Genomic DNA, 18,863 nt, shown 5'->3' with positions numbered 1-18,863 from the left:
GATCCGGAACAAGCAGTGGCGCATCGCCGCCCATTGGAAGGTTGACGAAGGGGATGCCAGCATCCCGTCCGAGTGCTATGATCTGGATCAATGAATGAGCGTGGGCCGGACTGAAACCAGGCAGCGGCGGCTGCCGTCGTGCGAGCTCTTCTCATGGCTATCTTGATCCGAGCAATCCTGGCCGGCGTCGTCGCGCTGGCCTCTCTCGGCGCCATCACGCAGCACGTGCGCGACCAGGGCGTTACCGACACCGAAATCCGGATCGGCAATGTCATGCCGTATAGCGGCGCGCTGGAGATTTTCGGCCAGATCGGCAAGGCGGAAGCCGCCTATTTCGAGATGATCAACGAACGCGGCGGCATCAATGGCCGCAAGATCCGCTTCATGTCCTATGACGATCTGTCGGATCCCTCCAACGCCATGGATCTCACGCGAATTCTGGTCGAGACCGACAATGTGCTCTTTATGTTCGGTTCGTTCGGCACGCCGGGGAATCTCGCGGTGCGGAAGTATCTCAACGAACGCAAGATCCCCCAGCTTTTCGTTGCTTCCGGCGATCACGAGCTCAGCGAGCCGTCGCTCTATCCGTGGACCATGGGCTGGCAACCCTCGTACCGCGAGGAGGGACGCATCTACGCGAACTACATCCAGGCTTTCTATCCCGGCAAGAAAATCGTGGCGCTTTGGGAGAATGACCAGTTCGGGCGCGAATTGTTCAAGGGACTGGTGCAAGGGCTGGGCGACGTCGCCCACAACATCAGGGTCGACATCGCCTACGATGTCGACGATCAGCACCTGGACGGCCACGTCTCGATCCTGAAGCAATCTGGCGCCGAGGTCTTCGTGTTTGCCGGAGTACCGGAAAATGCCGCCAAGGTGATCCGCGCGGCGGCCGACCACGGCTGGCGGCCGGTGTTCGTCGTGAACCAGATGGCGTCGTCGATCGAGACGGTGCTCAAGCGGGCCGGCACGGAGAATGCGACCGGCGTCATCACCGCCGCGTTCCTGAAGGATGCGAGCGATCCGGCCTGGAGAGCGGAGCAGGGCGCCTGGTACAGCTTCCTGGACAAGTACACCAAAGCCGGCGGCAAGGATGACGCGGCCGCAGTCTACGGCTATGCCGCCGCCGAAACGATGGGCGAGGTGCTCAGGCAATGCGGCAACGACCTGTCGCGCGAGAACGTCATGAAGCAGGCCGCGGCGCTCAGGGATTATCAGGCGTCCGCCTTGCTCCCCGGCATCAAGATCAACACCGCTCAGTTCCGACCGGTCGAGCAATTGCGGTTGCTTCAGTTCGATGGCCGTAGCTGGCAGCCGATCGGGGATGTGCTCGATACGGCGTTCGCCGGTTCGGCCGGGAAATAGCGGCGATCAACATAAGCCTACGAGCCGCGCGCAATTGTTGCGGGCCTTCGCTCTTGCTGAAGCGCAAGGGCGAGTTGTGGTGCTACGTCGCTGGGACCGGCGGGCCGGTCTATTGCGGGAGGGCGCGCGCCGCTCGGCGCCGACGGGGCCTCGAAAGAGACGCAACTTCGAAAGTAATGACTTGTTGCGCGGATGGCACAGGAGGCCGCGGCCAAATCAGGTACATTGATACTGTATTGAAAGACTTTTCATCACCCGGAGCATTGCGTTGGCGTCAGACGCGGTCAGTCTGTCTGATACAACAAGCGTAGCGGACGCGGCGGCTGCTACAGCGCCGTTTCGCGTAAAGATCGTGACGCGCGACGAAATCGCCGGTTGTCCCGCTTGGGAGGCCAGTTTCGCCGACCTGCGCAAGGATCACCGCTACTACGAAATCCTGGAGGATACGCTCCGTGAGCGTGTCGAGTACCGGTACTTCGCGATCATCGACCGGGCAGGCTGTCTCCATGCCGTCCAGCCGTTTTTTCTTCTCGACCAGGACGTTCTCGAAGGACTTGGAGCGCAATGGCAGCCGCTGCTGGCGCGCATCCGAGGCTTCGTTCCCGGGTTTCTCAAAATGCGAACCCTGATGGTCGGATGCTTCGCCGGTGAAGGGCATCTTGCCGGATCAAGCACGGTGCCGTCCGGCAAGATCGCCGAGATTCTTTGCGGCGAAATCGTCACGCTCGCCCGATCGTGCGGGGCGCAACTCATCGTCCTGAAGGAATTTCCTGCGCGCTACCGGCCGGTGCTGTATTGCTTTGTCCGGCGCGGCTTCGCCCGTGCGCCGAGCATGCCGATGACGGCGCTCAATATCGAGCACGACGACTTCGATGCCTACATGCAAAATGCGCTGCCGCGATCGGCACGCTGGCAGCTCCGCAAGAAATTCAAGGCAACCGACGGTGAAACCATAGCTCTTACCGTCACCGACGACGCAAGGGATGCCGTCGACGAGATCTATCCGCTCTACCTGCAGGTCTTCGATCGCTCGAAATTCCGTTTCGAGAAACTGACAGCCGACTATCTCCGCCGGCTCGGCAGTGACATGAAGGACAAGGTCCGCTTCTTCATCTGGCGCCGTGGCGGGAAGGTGATCGCCTTCAGCCTTTGCATGGTCGAAGGCGACAGTCTGTTCTGGGAGTATGTCGGACTCGACTATGCTGTCGCACTCGACCTTCATCTTTATTACTACACCATTCGCGACATGATGAATTGGGCGATCGCCAACGGTTACAGGTGGCTCCGAAGCACGGGTCTCAGCTACGAACCGAAATTCCGGATGCGGCATGATCTCGATCCGCTCGACCTCTATGTGCGGCTTCGCTCTCCGCTTCCGAACGCGATCTTCAGGCTCCTGTTGCCCTGGATCGTACCGGCCCGCTATGACAAGATCTTGCGCAAATTCGCGAACTATCGCGAAGTCTGGTAGCGACCGATTGCGCGGCGATATTCAAGGCCGATCGGGTACGCCTTCTAAAGCCCCACCGCGGCAATCACGATCGGCATCGTGATCGCGGCCAGAATTGTCTGCAGCGTGATGATCTGGGCGAGTAGCGGCGCGTCGCCGCCCATCTGGCGCGCCAGCACATAGGCTGACGGCGAGGTCGGCACCGCGGCGCAGGCCGCGACGATGGCGAGATTGGAGCCGGTGACGCCGAACCACATCGCGAGCGCGACCGTCAGCACCGGCATCAGCACGAGTTTGAGCACCAATGCCGCGCTGGCAGCGAGGCTGGGCCGGAAGATGCCTTCCAGATGCAGCCCGGCCCCGGTGACGAGCAGGCCGATCGCCAGCGACGAGCCGCCGAGCGCGTCGGCGACGTCATACCAGATCTGTGGCAGCGGGATGTGCGCGACATTGATGACGAGCCCGATGACGCAGGCCCAGATCAGCGGGTTCTGCACGACAGTCATCACGATGGCGCCGGTCGAACGCTTCTCGGACGAGGCATATTTCGCCAGCACGGCGACGCTGAACACATTGACCAGCGGGATGATCGCGACCATCGCGACCGAAGCCAGGGCAAGGCCTGTGCTGCCATAGAGATTGCGCGACACCGAAAGCGCGACATAGGTCTGCCAACGGGTCGCGCCCTGGAAGATCGAGGTGAAGGCGGGGCCGTCGACGCCAGCGCGCGCCAGCGGGCCGCGCAGCGCGAGGCAGAATAGCGACATCACCAGCGCCGCGAGCAGCAGCGCGCCGCCGACGCCCGCGACCGGCACCGTGGTCAGGTCGGCCTTCACCAGGGTCTGCACCAGGAGCACCGGGAACAGCACGTAATAGGTCAGCCGCTCCAGCCCGTGCCATTGCGTATCGAGCGGCATCAGCGTGCGCTTGAGGACGAAGCCGAGCACGATCAAGAGGAACACCGGCAGCAGCGCCGCGATCACCACGGCCATGATCAGCGCTCCCCGCGCAGCTTCGCCAGCCGGTCCAGCGCACCCTGCAGGATGAAGATCGCGGCGTGCTCGTCGATCACCTCGGCGCGGCGGGCGCGGCTGACGTCCATCCCGATCAGCTCGCGCTCGACCGCCGCAGTCGACAGCCGCTCGTCCCACAGCCCGATCGCAAGGGGGGTGAGGCCGGCGAAGTTGCGGGCGAATGCCCGGGTCGACTGCGCGCGCGGCCCCTCGCTGCCGTCCATGTTGATCGGCAGCCCGAGCACGAAGCCTGCGGCGTTGCGCTCGGCCGCGATCGCGAGCAGCCGTGCCGCGTCGAGCTTGAACTGCTTGCGCTGGATGGTCTCGACGCCGGTCGCCAGCCGCCGGTCCGGATCGGAGACGGCAACGCCGATGGTCTTGGTCCCGAGGTCGAGGCCGACAAGCGCGCCGCGGTCGGGCCAATGCGGTGCGGCTTCGATCAGGGGAAGGATAAGGGCGGGCATGGCCTTGCGCTTAGCACGCAGTCGCGCGCCGAGGCAAAGCCCGGCGGAGGGCGGGCGTCCATGCGAAAATGCCGATCAGGCGGCGATCACCCGATCGTCGCCGGGAAGGCACGCGGCCAGTCCCTGTAGCGCGCTGTACTGATGCGCGGTGCGGCGCTGGATGAACAGCGTCTCGACACGCGCGTGCTGTGGCTCGAGCTTGTGGATATGGATGTCGCGCTGGACGTGGTCGCGCGCGACGACGGCGCGCGGCAACAGCGTCACGCCCATATCGGCGGCGACGCAGCCGACCATGCCGTCGAGCGTGCCCAACTCGAAGCGCGCGGCCGACGGCCAGCCGAATTCCGTGAACACCTGTTCCAGGCGTTGCCGGTAGGTGCAGCCGGTGCGGAACACCAGCGCGGTCGGGCCCGACTCCGGCGTGCCGGCGCGCAGGGCGGCAAGCGATTTCCAGCGCTGCGCGGTGACGAGCACCAGTTCCTCGGTGAAGGCTGACGTCGCGATGAGTTCGGCATGCTCGATCGGGCCGGCGACGAATGCGCCGTCGAGCGAGCCGTCGAGCACGGCGGCGACGAGATCGGCGGTCGGCGCGGTGCGCAAGGTCAGGCGCACCGCCGGATAACGGCGATGAAACTCGGCGAGTAGCGTCGGCAGCCGCACCGCGGCGGTGGTTTCCATCGAGCCGATCGACAGCGGACCCTTCGGCTCGCCATCGTCGCGCGCGGCGAGCACGGCTTCGCGCGACAGCGCCGCCATCCGCTGCGCGTAGGGCAGCAGCCGGCGGCCGGCGCCGGTCAGCGACATGCCGCGGCTGTGACGTTCAAAGAGCGCGGTGCCGATCTCGGCCTCCAGCGCCTTGATGCGCTGGGTGACGTTGGACTGCACGGTGTTGAGCTCGTCAGCGGCCTTGGTGATGCCGCCGAGGCGGGCGACCGTGGAAAAGGTGAGCAGGTCGGTCAATTCCATCTGGGACCACCGTTTCAAATCAGAGATGGGAGCGTTCTCTAGTATTCATTTTCACAGAATGTTAGCCCGACCTAGTCTGGTTGTCCACAAACCCCGGAGGAACGCCATGTCGATCGACACGCCGCTGACTGCGCTTTTGGGAATCCGACAACCGATCTTGCTCGCACCGATGGATGTGGTCGCGGGCGCGAGGCTCGTGACTGCGGTCAGCGCCGCCGGCGGCCTTGGCATTCTCGGCGGGGGCTATGGCGACCGGCCTTGGCTCGAGCAGGAGACGGCGAAGCTCCGGAAATCGACGACCCCGTTCGGCATCGGCTTCATCACCTGGAGCATGGCGAAGCAGCCGGAGGTGTTGGACGTCGCGCTTGCAGCACAACCGCGCGCGATCATGCTGTCGTTCGGTGATCCGAAGCCGTTCGGACCGCGGATCAAGCAAGCCGGTGCGCGCCTCATTTGCCAGGTGCAGGACGAAGAGATGGCGCAGGACGCACTGGATGCCGGCGCCGACGTCCTCGTCGCGCAGGGGACCGAGGCCGGCGGTCATGGCGCGTCGCGAACCACTCTTGATGTCGTGCCGGCGATCGTTGATCTCGCCGCGGGGCGTGTCCCGGTGGTTGCCGCCGGCGGCATCGCGGACGGCCGCGGTCTTGCCGCCATGCTGATGCTCGGCGCCTCCGGTGTGCTGCTCGGCACACGATTCTACGCGAGCCAGGAAGCCGAGATCGCTGACGAAGCGAAGCGGCGGGTCTGTGCCGCCAAGAGCGGTGAGACGGTGCGTGGCATCGTCTTCGATCTGTCACGCAACAATGTCTGGCCGGCTCCGTTCAACGGGCGCTGTCTCGTCAACGATCATGTCCAGCGCTGGACGGGACGTGAGGTCGAATTGCTCCAGAATGTGAAGAAGGTTGCCGCCGACTATGCGGAGGCCAAGGCGCGCGGCGATTTCGACGTCGCCGCCGTCATCGCGGGCGAAGCGGTTGGGCTGATCCACGACGTTCCGCCGGCGGCCGAGATTGTCGACAGGATCACGTTGGAGGCCGAACAGATTCTGCGTGGACGTCGCAACTCCGTGCTCAACCCTGCGCAGGCGCCGGCTCCTGCCTGAAAAGGCGTGAATCGGAACGCGCATCGCATAAGAGACTTGAATCCGTAGCGATCGGTGATAGTTCCGCTCGCTGGCTTTCGTATCGAACCGACCCTCTCCCTTTTTGCGGAGAGGGTTCAAAACCAACAACAACCAGTTCAAGAGCAAGAAGAATGTGGCCTGATCGACGTCTAACTGATCTCTTCAAAACCGAATTCCCGATCGTACTGGCGCCGATGGCGGGCGTGATGGATGCGGAGCTTGTCATCGCAGCCGCAGAGGGTGGCGCACTCGGCTCATTGCCATGCGCGATGCTATCGGCCGAGAAGACACGCGAGCAGGTCAATATCATCCGTCAGCGCATTTCGGCGCCCGTCAACATGAACTTCTTCTGCCACACGCCGGTCGAGACCGATCGCGCGCATGAAGCGACATGGCGGCAGCTGCTCGCGCCTTACTATCACGAGCTCGGCCTCGATCCGGATGCGCCGATCAACGCGGCGAACCGCGCGCCGTTCGACGCGGCGTTTTGCGCCGTGGTCGAGGAGCTGAAGCCCGAGGTGGTCAGCTTCCATTTCGGCCTGCCGGAGCCGAAGCTGTTGCAGCGGGTGAAGGCGGCCGGCGCGATCGTGATGTCGTCGGCGACCACAGTGAAGGAGGCGATCTGGCTGGAAGAGAACGGCGCCGATGTCGTCATCGCGCAGGGCGCCGACGCCGGCGGCCATCGCGCCATGTTCCTGACCGAGAATATTTCCGAGCAGCCCGGGACGTTCTCGCTGTTGCCGCAGGTGGTCGATGCGGTGAAGGTGCCGGTGGTCGCGGCCGGCGGTATCGCTGACGGGCGCGGGATCGCGGCGGCATTCGCGCTCGGCGCCGCGGCCGTTCAGATCGGCTCGGCCTATCTGCGCTGCCCGGAATCCAAGGTAACCCCGCAGGGCCGTGTCGCGCTGGCGCAAGCGAGCGACGAATCGACCGTCATCACCAATGTGATGACCGGACGCCCGGCGCGCGGCGTCGCCAACCGCGTGATGCGCGAGGTCGGGCCGATCTCGCCGGATGCGCCGGCGTTTCCACACGCCGCGACCGCGCTCGGACCACTGAAGGCGGCTGCCGAGAAACAGGGCAAGGTCGATTTCACCAATCTATGGGCCGGGCAGGCAGTGCGGATGGGCAAGGAGATGCCGGCCGCCGAATTGACCCGCGCGCTCGCCGGCGCCGCGCTGGCGCGGATGGCGGCTCTGTCTCAGGCCTGACGCGCGGCCTCGTTCAGACCAGGCAGGCCACGTAGAGGATCGCGACCCCCAGCGCCGTGCCGATCGACCAGAGGGCGGGGTCCCAGCCCTCCGGGCGGGGGCTGCCGTTGAGCATTGACATGACGCGCTCCGAACTTTTCTGTTTGGTGGAGTAGGCGCCGTGAATGTTTCGGGACGACGTCGCGGTGGCCGCGAACTGGTTTCGTCGTGCGTTTCGCAGCCGGAATGCGTGGCAGGGTGTCTTGCCCGGTCGCCGGATGGGCGCAAAGCCCCGTTGGGCGGGCAAATTCGCGCGGTTGCGGCGCAAAACCGGCCTCTGCTATACGGCAGGCTGACCTTTCAGCCCCGAGGCCCTATATAATGTCCGTAGACGCCACGACCGTCCGCCGCATCGCGCACCTGGCGCGGATCGCGGTCAGCGACGCCGAAGTTCCCCATCTCCAGGGCGAGCTGAACGCGATGCTGGCCTTTGTGGAGCAGCTGTCGGAAGTGAATATCGACGGCGTCGAGCCGATGACCTCGGTGACGCCGATGGAGATGAAGAAGCGCGCCGACGTGGTCAATGACGGCGAGATCGCCGACGTCATTGTCCGCAACGCGCCCGACACCGTGAACGACTTCTTCCTGGTGCCGAAGGTGGTCGAGTAACGCAAGCATCGCGTTTTCGAGCGAAGTGGATACCGGTTCGCGTGAAGAAAACGCGTCAAACAAAAGCGACAAAGTTCAATGTGTCTGCTGTGCGACGATGAGAAGGCCTACAAGGCCTATATGGACTTCCTCGATGCCATGGAGCGCAAGGGGAAGGTCGCCGATCCCAACGCGGCGATGGACGCCGTGCTCGACCATCTCGAGGCGCTTGACGCCGCCCGCGCCAAGGAAAATGCCAAAGCCCGGCATGACGACCCCGCCAACGACAAGACCCTGTCTCCGTTCTTCTGCAGCCCGATCAATAAATGACTGATTTGACATCGCTGACGATCGCCGAGGCCCGCGAGGGCCTGGCGAGCAAGTCTTTCACCGCCGTTGAGCTGACCGACGCACATCTCGCCGCGATCGAAGCCGCGCGCGTGCTCAATGCCTATGTGCTCGAGACGCCCGACCGCGCCCGCGAGATGGCCAAGGCCGCCGACGCGAAAATTGCAAAAGGCGAGGGCGGACCGCTCGCCGGCATCCCGCTCGGCATCAAGGACCTGTTCGCGACCCGCGACATCAGGACCACTGCGTGCTCGAATATCCTCGGCAATTTCATTCCGCCCTACGAGTCGACGGTGACCTCGCAGTTGTGGCGCGACGGTGCAGTGCTGCTCGGCAAACTCAACAATGACGAATTCGCGATGGGCTCGTCGAACGAGACCTCGTGCTTCGGCCCGGTCACCAACCCGTGGCGGCGCGAGGGCTCCAACACCACGCTGGTGCCGGGCGGCTCGTCCGGCGGCTCGGCTTCGGCGGTGGCGGCTGCTCTCTGCATGGGCGCGACCGCGACCGACACCGGCGGCTCGATCCGCCAGCCCGCCGCGTTCACCGCAACCGTCGGCATCAAGCCGACCTATGGCCGCTGCTCGCGCTGGGGCATCGTCGCGTTTGCATCCTCGCTCGACCAGGCCGGCCCGATCGCGCGCTCGACGCGCGATGCCGCGATCCTGATGCGCTCGATGGCGGGGCACGATCCCAAGGACACCACGTCGGTCGACATCGCCGTGCCGGATTACGAGGCCGCGATCGGCAAGTCCGTGAAGGGCATGAAGATCGGCATCCCCAGGGAATATCGGCTCGACGGCATGCCGGCCGAGATCGAAAAGCTCTGGAGCGAGGGCGCGCAGTGGCTGAAGGCCGCCGGCGCCGAACTCGTCGAGGTGTCGCTGCCGCACACCAAATATGCGCTGCCGGCCTATTACATCGTGGCGCCGGCGGAGGCCTCGTCGAACCTCGCGCGCTACGACGGCGTGCGCTACGGGCTGCGCGAACCGGGCAGGAACATCATCGAGATGTACGAGAACACCCGCGCCGATGGTTTTGGCGACGAGGTGCGCCGCCGCGTGCTGATCGGCACCTATGTGCTGTCGGCCGGCTACTACGACGCCTATTATCTGCGCGCGCAGAAGGTAAGGACGCTGATCAAGAAGGACTTCGAGGACTGCTTCGCCAAGGGTGTCAACGCGATCCTGACGCCGGCGACGCCGTCGGCGGCGTTCGGCATCGGCGAGAAGGGCGGCGCCGATCCGGTCGAGATGTATCTCAACGACATCTTCACGGTGACCGTGAACATGGCGGGCCTGCCGGGCATCGCCGTGCCCGCCGGCAAGGACTCGCAAGGCCTGCCGCTCGGCCTGCAACTGATCGGCCGTCCGTTCGATGAGGAGACGCTGTTCTCGCTCGGCGAGGTGATCGAGCAGGCGGCCGGCCGGTTCACGGCGCCTAGATGGTGGTGAGCGATGGCGGATTTCCGCGCCAGTCTCGCTGACACCGCGCCCGATGCGGCGCTGTCGCCGCCGCTCGCCGCGTTGTGGTGGGCGAAGAAGGGCGATTGGGACCAGGCGCACCGCATCGTGCAGGATGAGGGCGACGCCAATTCGGCCTGGGTGCATGCCCATCTGCATCGCGTCGAAGGCGATCTCGGCAATGCCGGCTACTGGTATCGCCAGGCCGGCCAGCCGGCCGCAAAGGACACGCTCGAGGCCGAGTGGGAGCGGATCGTTGCCGCGCTGCTGGCGCAGCGCGGCTAAAGGACGCCGGTGCGGAGGCACCGCGAGCATTAACCCTGTTTCGGCCGCCATGCCGCCGCCCAGATTGGCCGTGATAGGCTAGTGGAACCGGGCGGGGGCCAGCGGCAAAAGAGAGTATTCGTGCGTGGGTCGGGCATAGGGGGATGGCTGTCAGCAATGCTGGTGGCCGTGGTGGCGGCGGGCCTTGCCGGCTGCGCCTCCGTCTACAATCTGCCCGGCAATGTGCCGCTCGGCGCCGCGCTCGCCGACAACAGCAGCGCTCGCGACATTCCGGCCTACGAAGATGATCTGCTGCTCGCGCTGTCGTTCTCCGGCGGCGGCACCCGCGCGGCGGCGTTTTCCTTCGGCGTGCTGGAGGAGCTTGACCACACGCGTTCGAGCGCGGCGGGCACCAAGACGCTGCTCGACCGCGTCGACTTCGTCTCCGGCGTCTCCGGCGGATCGGTCACCGCCGCCTATTTCGGATTGAAGCGCCGCGCGGCGCTCGACGATTTTCGCCAGCGCTTCCTGCTGCGCAACGCCGAGGAGGGACTGAAGACCCGGATCTCGCTCGGCAATATCGGGCGCGCGCTCGGCGGCGGCGTCAACGACAGCCAGTTCACCGACTGGCTCGATCAGAATTTGTTCGACGGCGCGCGGTTCGACGCATTGGCCGACGATCGCCGGCCGCGGGTCTGGATCAACGCGTCTGACATCTACAACCGCACGCCGTTCGTGTTCGGCAAGACGTCGTTCGATGCCTTGTGCAGCGACATCAGATCGTATCGTGTCGCCGAAGCGGTGGCGGCATCGGCCGCGGTGCCGCTGGCATTCGCCCCGATCGTGCTGCAAACCTATCCCGGCGGTTGCGCCGCGCCGCTGCCGGCCTGGCTCGAGCGGGTGCGCAACGATCCGAACGCACAGCCGTTGCTGCGCGCCTACGCCGAGGCCCAGGCGCATTACCGCGACGGCTCGATGCGCTACGTCAAGCTGCTCGATGGCGGCCTCGTCGACAATTACGGCCTGTCGGGGCTGAGCATCGGCTTGCTCGCCGCGCAGCGTCCGTACGAGCCGCTGAACGAACGGCAGGCGGCCAAGCTGAAGCGCATCCTGTTCCTGGTGGTCGACGCCGGCCGCGGCATCTCCGGCGACTTCGTGCAGACGCTCGAAGGGCCGAACGGCGTCGAATTGGTGTCCGCAGCCGCCGACACCGCGATCGATGCCAGCGTGCGCTCCAGCTACGCCGCCTTCACGGCGCTCGCCGAGGACTGGTCCGGCAAGCTAAAGCGCTGGCGCTGCGGGCTGTCGGCGGCGGAGCGCAGCCGGCTCGGCGTCGGCGCCGGCTGGAAATGCGGCGACGTCGCGATCTATGTCGAGCGGCTCGGCTTCGACCGGCTCGGACCGGACCGCGCCGGCATCCTGAACGCCATCCCGACGCGGTTGTCGCTGCCGCCGGAGCAGGTCGACCAACTGATCGCGGGCGGCGCCGACGCGCTGCGCTCGAGCAAGGCCTACCAGCAGTTCCGGCGCGGGCTCTGATCCGCCGCAGGCGACGGCAGCGGGCTGCAAGGGGACTGTAAGGCGGCTTGACTGGCGCGATTGGTTGCGCGAAGCCCAATCCATCCCAGATATCCTTTATCCGGAAACCGAGATCCATGACCGCATCTGCCGCCCCGCACAAACTGATCAAGAGCGCCACCGGCGATTGGGAGGTCGTGATCGGCATGGAGATCCATGCCCAGGTCACCTCGAACGCGAAGCTGTTCTCCGGCGCATCGACCGCGTTCGGCGGCGAGCCCAATTCACATGTCTCGCTCGTCGATGCCGCGATGCCGGGCATGTTGCCCGTGATCAATGAGGAATGCGTCCGCCAGGCGGTGCGCACCGGTCTCGGGCTGAATGCGCAGATCAACCTGCGCTCGGTGTTCGACCGCAAGAACTATTTCTATCCGGACTCGCCGCAGGGCTACCAGATCAGCCAGTACAAGTCGCCGATCGTGGGCGAGGGCGAGGTGTCGCTCGAGCTCGACGGCGGCCGCAGCGTCACGATCGGGATCGAGCGGCTGCACCTGGAGCAGGACGCCGGCAAGTTGCTGCACGATCAGTCGCCGACGATGTCCTATGTCGACCTCAACCGTTGCGGCGTTGCGCTGATGGAGATCGTCTCCAAGCCCGACATCCGCGACGCCGAGCAGGCCAAGGCCTACGTCACCAAGCTGCGCTCGATCCTGCGCTACCTCGGCACCTGCGACGGCGACATGGAGAAGGGCAATCTGCGCGCCGACGTCAACGTCTCGGTGCGCCGTTACGGCGAGACCGCGTTCGGCACCCGCTGCGAAATCAAGAACATGAACTCGGTCAACTTCATCGGCCAGGCGATCGAGTACGAGGCGCGGCGTCAGATCGAGATCATCGAGGACGGCGGCTCGATCGACCAGGAAACCCGGCTGTTCGACCCGAACAAGGGCGAGACCCGCTCGATGCGCTCCAAGGAAGAGGCGCACGACTACCGGTACTTCCCCGATCCCGATCTGTTGCCGCTCGAGTTCAGCCAGGCCTTCGTCGACGATCTCAAGGCGCAGCTGCCGGAACTGCCGGACGAGAAGAAGTCCCGTTTTATTACGGGCTTCGGCCTGTCGCCCTATGATGCGAGCGTGCTGGTCGCCGAGCGCGAGAGCGCGGAGTTCTACGAGACGGTGCTGTCGGGCCTTGCCGACAAGGCACGTGACGGCAAGCTCGCCGCCAACTGGGTGATCAACGAATTGTTCGGTCGTCTCAACAAGGAAGGCGTCGAGATCGCAGCCTCGCCGGTGTCGGCGGAGCAGCTCGCCGCGATCGTCGACCTGATCGGCGAGGGAACGATTTCCGGCAAGATCGCCAAGGACTTGTTCGAGATCGTCTGGCAGGAAGGCGGCGATCCGCGCGCGCTTGTCGAGGCGCGCGGCATGAAGCAGGTCACCGACCTCGGCGCGATCGAGAAGGTGGTCGACGACATCATCGCGGCCAATCCCGACAAGGTCGAGCAAGCGAAGGCGAAGCCGCAATTGGTCGGCTGGTTCGTCGGTCAGGTGATGAAGTCGTCGGGCGGCAAGGCGAACCCGCAGGCGGTCAACGACCTCTTGAAGTCGAAGCTCGGCATCTGAACAACAGGACAATGATGTTGTCCTTGGCGCATGATCCAGCCGGATCATGCTCCCTTGCATGCTCCTTTGCCGTCACCTTCGGTGTCGTCGCGCGCGCGTGAACGTGGCGTGATCCTGCCTCACACCCTCCGTTCGTGGCGCGCCGGCGCCACCGGCGCCGAATCGCAGAAGCCGCGATTCGTTCGCAAATCCGGTTCGGATGACCTCAAACGAGGCAAAAGCCGTCTTTCCCACGAAAATTTTTTCGTTGCCAAAAATTACGACTCGGCGTCGGCGACGTGCCGCTTTTCGTCTTCGCTCGCGACTCAGCGCAACGACGATCTCGCGTCGATCGCTTCAATGCGAATTCAAGAAAAGCCTACAACAGAAGGCATTTCCTGCAACGTTGACAAATGCCGATGTCGGCGGCTGTTGCACTTCTTGCATCGTCGCGTGAATGAAGTGTCGATTTGAACGGCGGCGCGCGCGGTGCGCGTTGCCACCGCTGCGTCAACACTTCCTTAAGCGGGACACTGTTTTTTTCGGTCTGTTGGTGTATTCGGGAAGTAGTGCATATCGATTCCCGAGTGCACGCAGCGAAGTAGAGCCATCTCACATACTGGAGGGCAACATGGCTAAGAAGGCAAAGAAGGCGAAGAAGGCGAAAAAGGCGAAGAGCGCAGTGAAGAAGACTGCGAAGAAGACCCGCAAGGTCGCCAAGAAGAAGTAAGCCTCTCGCCTCGAGAGGATTGCCGGCGGCTTGACGCCGGCACGTCGCGAGAGCCAGCGGACGGACTGCTGAGAGGCACATCCCACCCCCAAGGCTCTGGCTGACGAAAGAGGGTGTCGGCGAGACATCAGGTCAAACGGCTGGATCGAATTTCGGAGAGGGCAACCTTCCCAAAACCGGTCCGGCAGAAGAAACAGAGATTTCTTCGTTCGGTGCGGAGCCCGCTTGGTTCCGCAATTTCACCGGCGAGAATGCCGAGCTGAAATCTGGTCCTGACGTGTTCGCCGACCCCCTCGTTCCGGCGGCCCGCGCAGTCCGCGCCCGGCAGCCACTTTCCCCATCCATCCCCGTTCCGGATCGACGCTGGGCCTGACGGCCTCGCGTTGCTTTTGTCTGTGCACCCGACCGCACGCCGCTCCGCGGCTCGTCCATGGTCGCGCCGCCCCTCCGTCAATTTCGAAACTGATTGCCTGGTGGGACCCGCCGGCGCCGCGGCCAATGTCCGCCATGGTTATCGTTGTCCCAAACACCAGGGTAAACCGGCGTTCACGAATGCAAGGAAGTGCCTGCGGCACAGGCACTTCTGCGATTCCTCGATGCGCCCTCGGCGACGCCGATTTACATCCCGTTCATCGCGATACTTAAACCGCTCTTCAAATTTGATGGGCCATGATCATCCCAACAAGCCGGCAAACGGCACGCGGTGATCCCGAGGATCAAGAGATCAGCCCGGGCATGATCAAAGATCAGCCAGGGAATGACAGGGTAGTTTCAACAGTGGACGGGGGCCGCGCTCGGGGGAGGGCGGCCAGCAACAAAAAGGGGAATGAGAATGTTTCAGGGGGTCATCGATCAGGAAAGCGCTGTCCCGGTTGCCGCAACGGCGATCCAGGACGTGCTGTTCGAACGTGGTATGTATTGGGCGAGCGGCCGCTCCGGTGTGGTCAACCTCGTCGCGGCGCACAAATGGTTCAACCTGGCGGCGCTCAAGGGACGTACTGACGCGATCGCGCACCGCCGCGAAGTCGCCGAGCAGATGTCCGATGTCGAGATCGCGGTCGCCCAGCGTGAAGCCCGCGCCTGGATGACGACGCACTAAGCCAACCGATATCGATGGAGCCTCGGCTCCCTCGCTCCACCTAGAACCAGTATCGCGCCGCGTAGACCACCGTCATCAGCGCTCCGGCCACGATGACGAACTGCCGGACGATGTGGCCGGGAAGGATCCGGATCAGGAAACCGCCGGCATAGCCGCCGACCATGGCGCCGAGCAGCATCGCCAGGGTCTCCGGCCATCGCACTGCTCCCTGCAAGACAAAGATCAATGTGGCAGCGAGCGACACGCAGGTCGCGAGCAGGTTCTTCAACGCCTTGATCGCCCTGATGTCGCCGGGCTCGGTGATCGACAGCACCGCGGTCAGGATGACGCCGAGACCGGCGCCGAAGAAGCCTCCATAGATGCACGACAATCCCAGGACAGCACCGCTCGCGCTGGTCGAGGGCAAGGCCGCGGCCTTGTGGCGCTCGACGGTCCATCCCTGGATCTGCGGCGCGAAGCCGAACAACAGCGTTGCAAATGCGATCAAGGCCGGCACCGGCAGCAGAAACAGCCGCTCGGGAAGCAGCGACAGCACGCCGGCGCCGACCGCGCCGCCCACCGTGGCGATCACGACGAAGCTGATCGTGCGCCGCGTCGGCGGCGGCAGCTTGCCGCGATCGGCGAGCGCCGCGATCAAATGCCCCGGCGAGATCGCCACCGCATTCGACGCGTTGGCGATGACGGCCGGCAGGCCCGCAGCGAGCATCGCCGGAAAGGTGATGAGTGTGGCGCCGCCCGCCAGTGCATTGATGATCCCTCCGGCGACCCCGGCCGCCAGCAGCAGAAGACTTGTCTGGGTATCCATCCTTCACCCTCTTGAGGGTGAGCAGGCTAGCGGGCGGCGCGCCAATCGGTCTGGAACGTCTGTGACGTCACTTCAGCCGCGCCAGTAGACGCCCGGCGTCGTGCCAAAGGTGCGGCGGAACAGCCGGGTGAGGTGGCTCTGGTCAGAAAAGCCCGCATCGGCCGCGATTGCTGCGATTGGGGCGCCGGCGCGCAGCAATTGCCGGGCAAGATTGAGCCGGGCCAGCAGACGGAAGGTATGCGGCGGGATGCCGAGCTCGCGGCTGACCATGCGGCTGAAGCCTTCGCGGCTTCGCCCGAAGCCGGCGGCAATCGCTCCGATCGGCGCGACGCTCTCGGTCAGCGTGATGCCGAGCTTCGTCTTGTCGGTGCACCCGGCGGGGTGGGACGGCGCGCACGACAGGATGTCGTCGGCGATCTCGCTGACGTGCCCAGGCGAGATCTCGTCGACGTTCCGCCAACGCTGCCCGAAACGGATGATCCGCACCGATGAGCAGACGCGGCCGGCAGGAACGTAGGCGTTCAGGCAGACCGTTTCCTCGTCCGACATCGTCATCGGCGCATGCAGCATTCCGGCCGGAATCAGCGCGGCATGGCCGGCGCGCACGGTGACGGTCGCGCCGCCGATGCGAAAGGCGCGCGACCCTGACAGCACCAGCACGATCTGGTTCTCGTCATGGAAGTGCGGCTTGAGGCCAAGCGAGCCGGCGCCGCGCCACGATGCCAGCTCAACGATGTCTTCCCTGTCGGCTCGCCGATAAGTCCAGGCATTGGTCATGGCGAGGCGAGCGATCACGGAGGTCTCGAAACGATGGGGCGGTGATCTCCGAGCGTAGCACGGGGGTCACCGACCGTCATGAGGGCCTCACGCCTGCTCAACCGAGGCGATCGGCGAGGCCGTTCGCATGGTCGCCATTGCAATGAGGGCGGCGACGAGGTTGGCGGCCGCGCTGATCGCCACCGGAATGAAGTAGCTGTGGCTGATGTCGTAGGCGAAGCCGGCGGCGCTCGGGCCCAGCAGCGTGCCAACCGCGACGCTGGTGTAGAGGATGCCGATGATGCCGCCGACATTGCGGCCGCCGAAATGGTCGGTGACGACAGCGGGCAGGATCGCGACCCAGCCGCCATAGAACAGGCCGAACAGCAGCGCGAAGACCGTGAGCGACCAGAAGGTGCCGGCGATCGCCCAAATCGCCAGCGAGACGGCCATGCCGAGATACATCGCGACCAGGAATGCATCGCGGCCGACGCGGTCGGCGATGCCGCCGAGGAAGAACCGGCCGGCCGTGCTGCCAACCCCGATCATCCCGAGCAACAGCACGGCCAGCGTCGGCGCCACCTGATGATCGACCGCAAACGGCACGAGGTGCACGAAGGGCACGAATACGCCGAACGCGCTGATCAGGCAGGCGGCATAGAGCCCGGCGAAGCGCGCGCTCCGTACCGCAGCGCGGATCGAGACGCCCTGGCGGAGCGGCGCGCCCGATACCGTCTCGAGCGGATCGCCGTCCGGTCCGGTGCCGTAGCGGCGCGGATCGTCCGCGATCAGCAGCGATGCACCGATCCCGGCGACGGCGGCGACAACGCCCAGCACGACATAGGCATCGCGCCAGCCGAGGCTCGTGATCAGCCAGGTCGCGAGCGGCGGCATCACCAGTGTGCCGACCCCGATCCCGCTGACGGCGAGGCCCGACGCAAAACCGCGCCGCCTGACGAACCAGCGCTGCACGGCGCCCAAGGTCGGCACGTAGGCGCAACCGACACCGGCGCCGATCCCGATGCTGTAGGCGGCATAGACCTGGAGGATGGTCTGGGCCTGTCCCGCCAGCACCATGCCGAGACCGACCAGCGCCATTCCGAGGCCAGCGAGCCTGCGTGCGCCCCAGCGATCGGCAAGGGGACCGGAGATCATCCCCAGGCCGAAATACAGGAAGCCAGCGAAGGAGAACACCAGCGACACCGAGCCGCGCGAGGCGCCGAACTCCCGCTGCAGGGACTCGACGAAGGACGAGAATGTGTAGGCGCTGCCGAAGCCGATCAGCGTCACGACGAAGGCTGCTGCGACGACGTACCAGCCGTAGAACGGCTTGGCGCGTTGATAACCGGCGTGCATGACGGCATTCCTCATGATCGTTCTCCCTGTGCCGCATGACCACCGGCCTTGCTCGGCGGGTAGAGCAGCATCTGTGTGCAGCGAAACAGCGCGATGGTCTTGCCCGTCGCCTCGGTGCGGATCTCGGCGTCCCACACCTGGGTGGTGCGCCCGGCGTGAACGAGGCGCGCCTCGCAGCTCATGCCGCCTTCGCGCGCGGCGCCGATGAAGTTGGTCTTCAACTCTCCGGTGGCGAAGCCGATGGCGCCGTCCGGCAACGACGCGAGGCAGCCGAACCCGCATGCGGTATCGGCCAATGCGACGATGCTTGCGCCGTGCAGCAGCCCGTGCGGCGAGAAGTGTTTTGCGGCAATCTCGAAGCGGCCGCGGATGTGGCCGCGTCCGGCTTCGAGCCACTGAAAGTCCAGCAGGCCGGGCAGGCTGCCGGCTTGCGACGCGTTGATGCGCTCGACGAGCGGGCCGGTCTGGCCGCCGGCAGCGATCTCGCGGAGGCCGAGCTTGCTTGCGACCTCAGTCATGGCTTGGCTCCATCAAGAAAACGGAGCCGTCGGGAGCGGCAAAGAAGGTTAGAAAATCTAAGTTCCATGATTTCGACTTTCTCTGCGTTGACGCGGCTTTCAGCATCGGATTAAGCTGATAAGGCGCCCGGGACGCCGAGTTGGCAAACCAGATTTGCTGGGCAATTCAGATTAGAAAAT

20 protein-coding genes are annotated in these 18,863 nt (G+C 65.0%); 12 read left to right on the top strand and 8 right to left on the bottom strand.

Annotated features, from left to right (window positions below; genetic code table 11):
* Window positions 1-153: 153 nt before the first annotated feature.
* Window positions 154-1,365 (top strand): ABC transporter substrate-binding protein, encoded by a 1,212-nt coding sequence (locus ACZBJS_RS00585; protein WP_316394998.1) that lies wholly within the window; start codon window positions 154-156, stop codon window positions 1,363-1,365.
* A 274-nt stretch (window positions 1,366-1,639) separates the two neighbouring features.
* On the opposite strand, the gene ACZBJS_RS00580 is transcribed toward ACZBJS_RS00585, so the two are convergent.
* Window positions 1,640-2,023: a hypothetical protein gene (locus ACZBJS_RS00580; RefSeq protein WP_310885876.1), complete on the bottom strand. Its 384-nt coding sequence runs from the start codon at window positions 2,021-2,023 to the stop codon at window positions 1,640-1,642.
* A gap of 18 nt (window positions 2,024-2,041) precedes the next feature.
* Here ACZBJS_RS00580 and ACZBJS_RS00575 point away from each other — a divergent pair, with 18 nt between their 5' ends.
* Entirely contained in the window at window positions 2,042-2,836 is a 795-nt protein-coding gene (locus ACZBJS_RS00575; protein ID WP_310885877.1) for a GNAT family N-acetyltransferase, read from the top strand.
* Between the two features lie 44 nt (window positions 2,837-2,880).
* Here ACZBJS_RS00575 and ACZBJS_RS00570 read toward each other — a convergent pair whose 3' ends face one another.
* From ACZBJS_RS00570 to ACZBJS_RS00560, 3 genes are all read right to left on the bottom strand, one after another.
* Window positions 2,881-3,807 (bottom strand): AEC family transporter, encoded by a 927-nt coding sequence (locus ACZBJS_RS00570; protein ID WP_057020777.1) that lies wholly within the window; start codon window positions 3,805-3,807, stop codon window positions 2,881-2,883.
* Window positions 3,808-3,809: 2 nt separating this feature from the next.
* Complete coding sequence (gene ruvX / locus ACZBJS_RS00565; RefSeq protein WP_310885879.1) at window positions 3,810-4,292, bottom strand: Holliday junction resolvase RuvX; 483 nt, start codon at window positions 4,290-4,292, stop codon at window positions 3,810-3,812.
* Between the two features lie 75 nt (window positions 4,293-4,367).
* Window positions 4,368-5,258, bottom strand: a complete 891-nt coding sequence (locus ACZBJS_RS00560; protein ID WP_057020776.1) for a LysR family transcriptional regulator — start codon at window positions 5,256-5,258, stop codon at window positions 4,368-4,370.
* A gap of 58 nt (window positions 5,259-5,316) precedes the next feature.
* On the opposite strand from ACZBJS_RS00560, the gene ACZBJS_RS00555 reads away from it, so the two are divergent.
* The 10 genes from ACZBJS_RS00555 to ACZBJS_RS00510 all read left to right on the top strand — a co-directional run bounded on the left by ACZBJS_RS00555 (window position 5,317) and on the right by ACZBJS_RS00510 (window position 15,248).
* The gene (locus ACZBJS_RS00555; RefSeq protein WP_082654057.1) at window positions 5,317-6,363 is read left to right on the top strand and encodes an NAD(P)H-dependent flavin oxidoreductase; all 1,047 of its coding nucleotides are present in this window, start codon (window positions 5,317-5,319) and stop codon (window positions 6,361-6,363) included.
* A 152-nt stretch (window positions 6,364-6,515) separates the two neighbouring features.
* Window positions 6,516-7,595 carry an NAD(P)H-dependent flavin oxidoreductase gene (locus ACZBJS_RS00550; protein WP_076834440.1) on the top strand — a complete coding sequence of 360 codons (1,080 nt, stop codon included), beginning with the start codon at window positions 6,516-6,518 and terminating at the stop codon, window positions 7,593-7,595.
* Between the two features lie 360 nt (window positions 7,596-7,955).
* Window positions 7,956-8,243 carry an Asp-tRNA(Asn)/Glu-tRNA(Gln) amidotransferase subunit GatC gene (gatC, locus tag ACZBJS_RS00545; protein ID WP_057020773.1) on the top strand — a complete coding sequence of 96 codons (288 nt, stop codon included), beginning with the start codon at window positions 7,956-7,958 and terminating at the stop codon, window positions 8,241-8,243.
* A gap of 78 nt (window positions 8,244-8,321) precedes the next feature.
* Window positions 8,322-8,552 carry a hypothetical protein gene (locus ACZBJS_RS00540; protein WP_057020772.1) on the top strand — a complete coding sequence of 77 codons (231 nt, stop codon included), beginning with the start codon at window positions 8,322-8,324 and terminating at the stop codon, window positions 8,550-8,552.
* Window positions 8,549-10,024: an Asp-tRNA(Asn)/Glu-tRNA(Gln) amidotransferase subunit GatA gene (gatA, locus tag ACZBJS_RS00535; protein WP_076834438.1), complete on the top strand. Its 1,476-nt coding sequence runs from the start codon at window positions 8,549-8,551 to the stop codon at window positions 10,022-10,024. Before ACZBJS_RS00540 ends, gatA begins: the two co-directional genes overlap by 4 nt.
* 3 nt (window positions 10,025-10,027) lie before the next feature.
* Entirely contained in the window at window positions 10,028-10,318 is a 291-nt protein-coding gene (locus ACZBJS_RS00530) for a hypothetical protein (RefSeq protein ID WP_253590054.1), read from the top strand.
* A 156-nt stretch (window positions 10,319-10,474) separates the two neighbouring features.
* The gene (locus ACZBJS_RS00525; RefSeq protein WP_057020770.1) at window positions 10,475-11,836 is read left to right on the top strand and encodes a patatin-like phospholipase family protein; all 1,362 of its coding nucleotides are present in this window, start codon (window positions 10,475-10,477) and stop codon (window positions 11,834-11,836) included.
* A 116-nt stretch (window positions 11,837-11,952) separates the two neighbouring features.
* Window positions 11,953-13,440, top strand: coding sequence for an Asp-tRNA(Asn)/Glu-tRNA(Gln) amidotransferase subunit GatB (gene gatB, locus ACZBJS_RS00520; protein ID WP_057020769.1), 1,488 nt, complete (start codon window positions 11,953-11,955; stop codon window positions 13,438-13,440).
* A 30-nt stretch (window positions 13,441-13,470) separates the two neighbouring features.
* A complete protein-coding gene (locus ACZBJS_RS00515; protein ID WP_141341872.1) occupies window positions 13,471-13,893 on the top strand; it encodes a hypothetical protein in 423 nt (140 codons plus the stop codon).
* Window positions 13,894-14,981: 1,088 nt separating this feature from the next.
* A complete protein-coding gene (locus tag ACZBJS_RS00510) occupies window positions 14,982-15,248 on the top strand; it encodes a hypothetical protein (protein WP_057020768.1) in 267 nt (88 codons plus the stop codon).
* A 40-nt stretch (window positions 15,249-15,288) separates the two neighbouring features.
* Here ACZBJS_RS00510 and ACZBJS_RS00505 read toward each other — a convergent pair whose 3' ends face one another.
* From ACZBJS_RS00505 to ACZBJS_RS00490, 4 genes are all read right to left on the bottom strand, one after another.
* A complete protein-coding gene (locus ACZBJS_RS00505; RefSeq protein WP_253623791.1) occupies window positions 15,289-16,053 on the bottom strand; it encodes a sulfite exporter TauE/SafE family protein in 765 nt (254 codons plus the stop codon).
* A gap of 72 nt (window positions 16,054-16,125) precedes the next feature.
* Entirely contained in the window at window positions 16,126-16,848 is a 723-nt protein-coding gene (locus ACZBJS_RS00500; protein WP_316394990.1) for a helix-turn-helix domain-containing protein, read from the bottom strand.
* A gap of 69 nt (window positions 16,849-16,917) precedes the next feature.
* A complete protein-coding gene (locus tag ACZBJS_RS00495; protein ID WP_316394989.1) occupies window positions 16,918-18,180 on the bottom strand; it encodes an MFS transporter in 1,263 nt (420 codons plus the stop codon).
* Window positions 18,177-18,683, bottom strand: a complete 507-nt coding sequence (locus ACZBJS_RS00490) for a PaaI family thioesterase (protein ID WP_082654056.1) — start codon at window positions 18,681-18,683, stop codon at window positions 18,177-18,179. Before ACZBJS_RS00490 ends, ACZBJS_RS00495 begins: the two co-directional genes overlap by 4 nt.
* Window positions 18,684-18,863: the final 180 nt, after the last annotated feature.

It is taken from the genome of Bradyrhizobium sp. KZN70725, assembly GCF_055264925.1.
This window is presented reverse-complemented; position numbering and strand designations above follow the sequence as displayed.

Excerpts from the sequence above, each read along its gene's own strand:
- ACZBJS_RS00560 (WP_057020776.1), bottom strand. The coding sequence starts at position 5,258 with ATGGAATTGACCGACCTGCTCACCTTTTCCACGGTCGCCCGCCTCGGC.
- ACZBJS_RS00570 (WP_057020777.1), bottom strand. The coding sequence starts at position 3,807 with ATGGCCGTGGTGATCGCGGCGCTGCTGCCGGTGTTCCTCTTGATCGTG.
- ACZBJS_RS00495 (WP_316394989.1), bottom strand. The coding sequence starts at position 18,180 with ATGAGGAATGCCGTCATGCACGCCGGTTATCAACGCGCCAAGCCGTTC.
- ruvX (WP_310885879.1), bottom strand. The coding sequence starts at position 4,292 with ATGCCCGCCCTTATCCTTCCCCTGATCGAAGCCGCACCGCATTGGCCC.
- gatB (WP_057020769.1), top strand. The coding sequence starts at position 11,953 with ATGACCGCATCTGCCGCCCCGCACAAACTGATCAAGAGCGCCACCGGC.
- ACZBJS_RS00540 (WP_057020772.1), top strand. The coding sequence starts at position 8,322 with ATGTGTCTGCTGTGCGACGATGAGAAGGCCTACAAGGCCTATATGGAC.
- ACZBJS_RS00555 (WP_082654057.1), top strand. The coding sequence starts at position 5,317 with ATGTTAGCCCGACCTAGTCTGGTTGTCCACAAACCCCGGAGGAACGCC.
- ACZBJS_RS00580 (WP_310885876.1), bottom strand. The coding sequence starts at position 2,023 with ATGCCCTTCACCGGCGAAGCATCCGACCATCAGGGTTCGCATTTTGAG.
- ACZBJS_RS00530 (WP_253590054.1), top strand. The coding sequence starts at position 10,028 with ATGGCGGATTTCCGCGCCAGTCTCGCTGACACCGCGCCCGATGCGGCG.
- ACZBJS_RS00585 (WP_316394998.1), top strand. The coding sequence starts at position 154 with ATGGCTATCTTGATCCGAGCAATCCTGGCCGGCGTCGTCGCGCTGGCC.
- ACZBJS_RS00490 (WP_082654056.1), bottom strand. The coding sequence starts at position 18,683 with ATGACTGAGGTCGCAAGCAAGCTCGGCCTCCGCGAGATCGCTGCCGGC.
- gatC (WP_057020773.1), top strand. The coding sequence starts at position 7,956 with ATGTCCGTAGACGCCACGACCGTCCGCCGCATCGCGCACCTGGCGCGG.
- ACZBJS_RS00510 (WP_057020768.1), top strand. The coding sequence starts at position 14,982 with ATGTTTCAGGGGGTCATCGATCAGGAAAGCGCTGTCCCGGTTGCCGCA.
- ACZBJS_RS00515 (WP_141341872.1), top strand. The coding sequence starts at position 13,471 with ATGATCCAGCCGGATCATGCTCCCTTGCATGCTCCTTTGCCGTCACCT.
- ACZBJS_RS00550 (WP_076834440.1), top strand. The coding sequence starts at position 6,516 with ATGTGGCCTGATCGACGTCTAACTGATCTCTTCAAAACCGAATTCCCG.
- ACZBJS_RS00525 (WP_057020770.1), top strand. The coding sequence starts at position 10,475 with ATGCTGGTGGCCGTGGTGGCGGCGGGCCTTGCCGGCTGCGCCTCCGTC.
- gatA (WP_076834438.1), top strand. The coding sequence starts at position 8,549 with ATGACTGATTTGACATCGCTGACGATCGCCGAGGCCCGCGAGGGCCTG.
- ACZBJS_RS00505 (WP_253623791.1), bottom strand. The coding sequence starts at position 16,053 with ATGGATACCCAGACAAGTCTTCTGCTGCTGGCGGCCGGGGTCGCCGGA.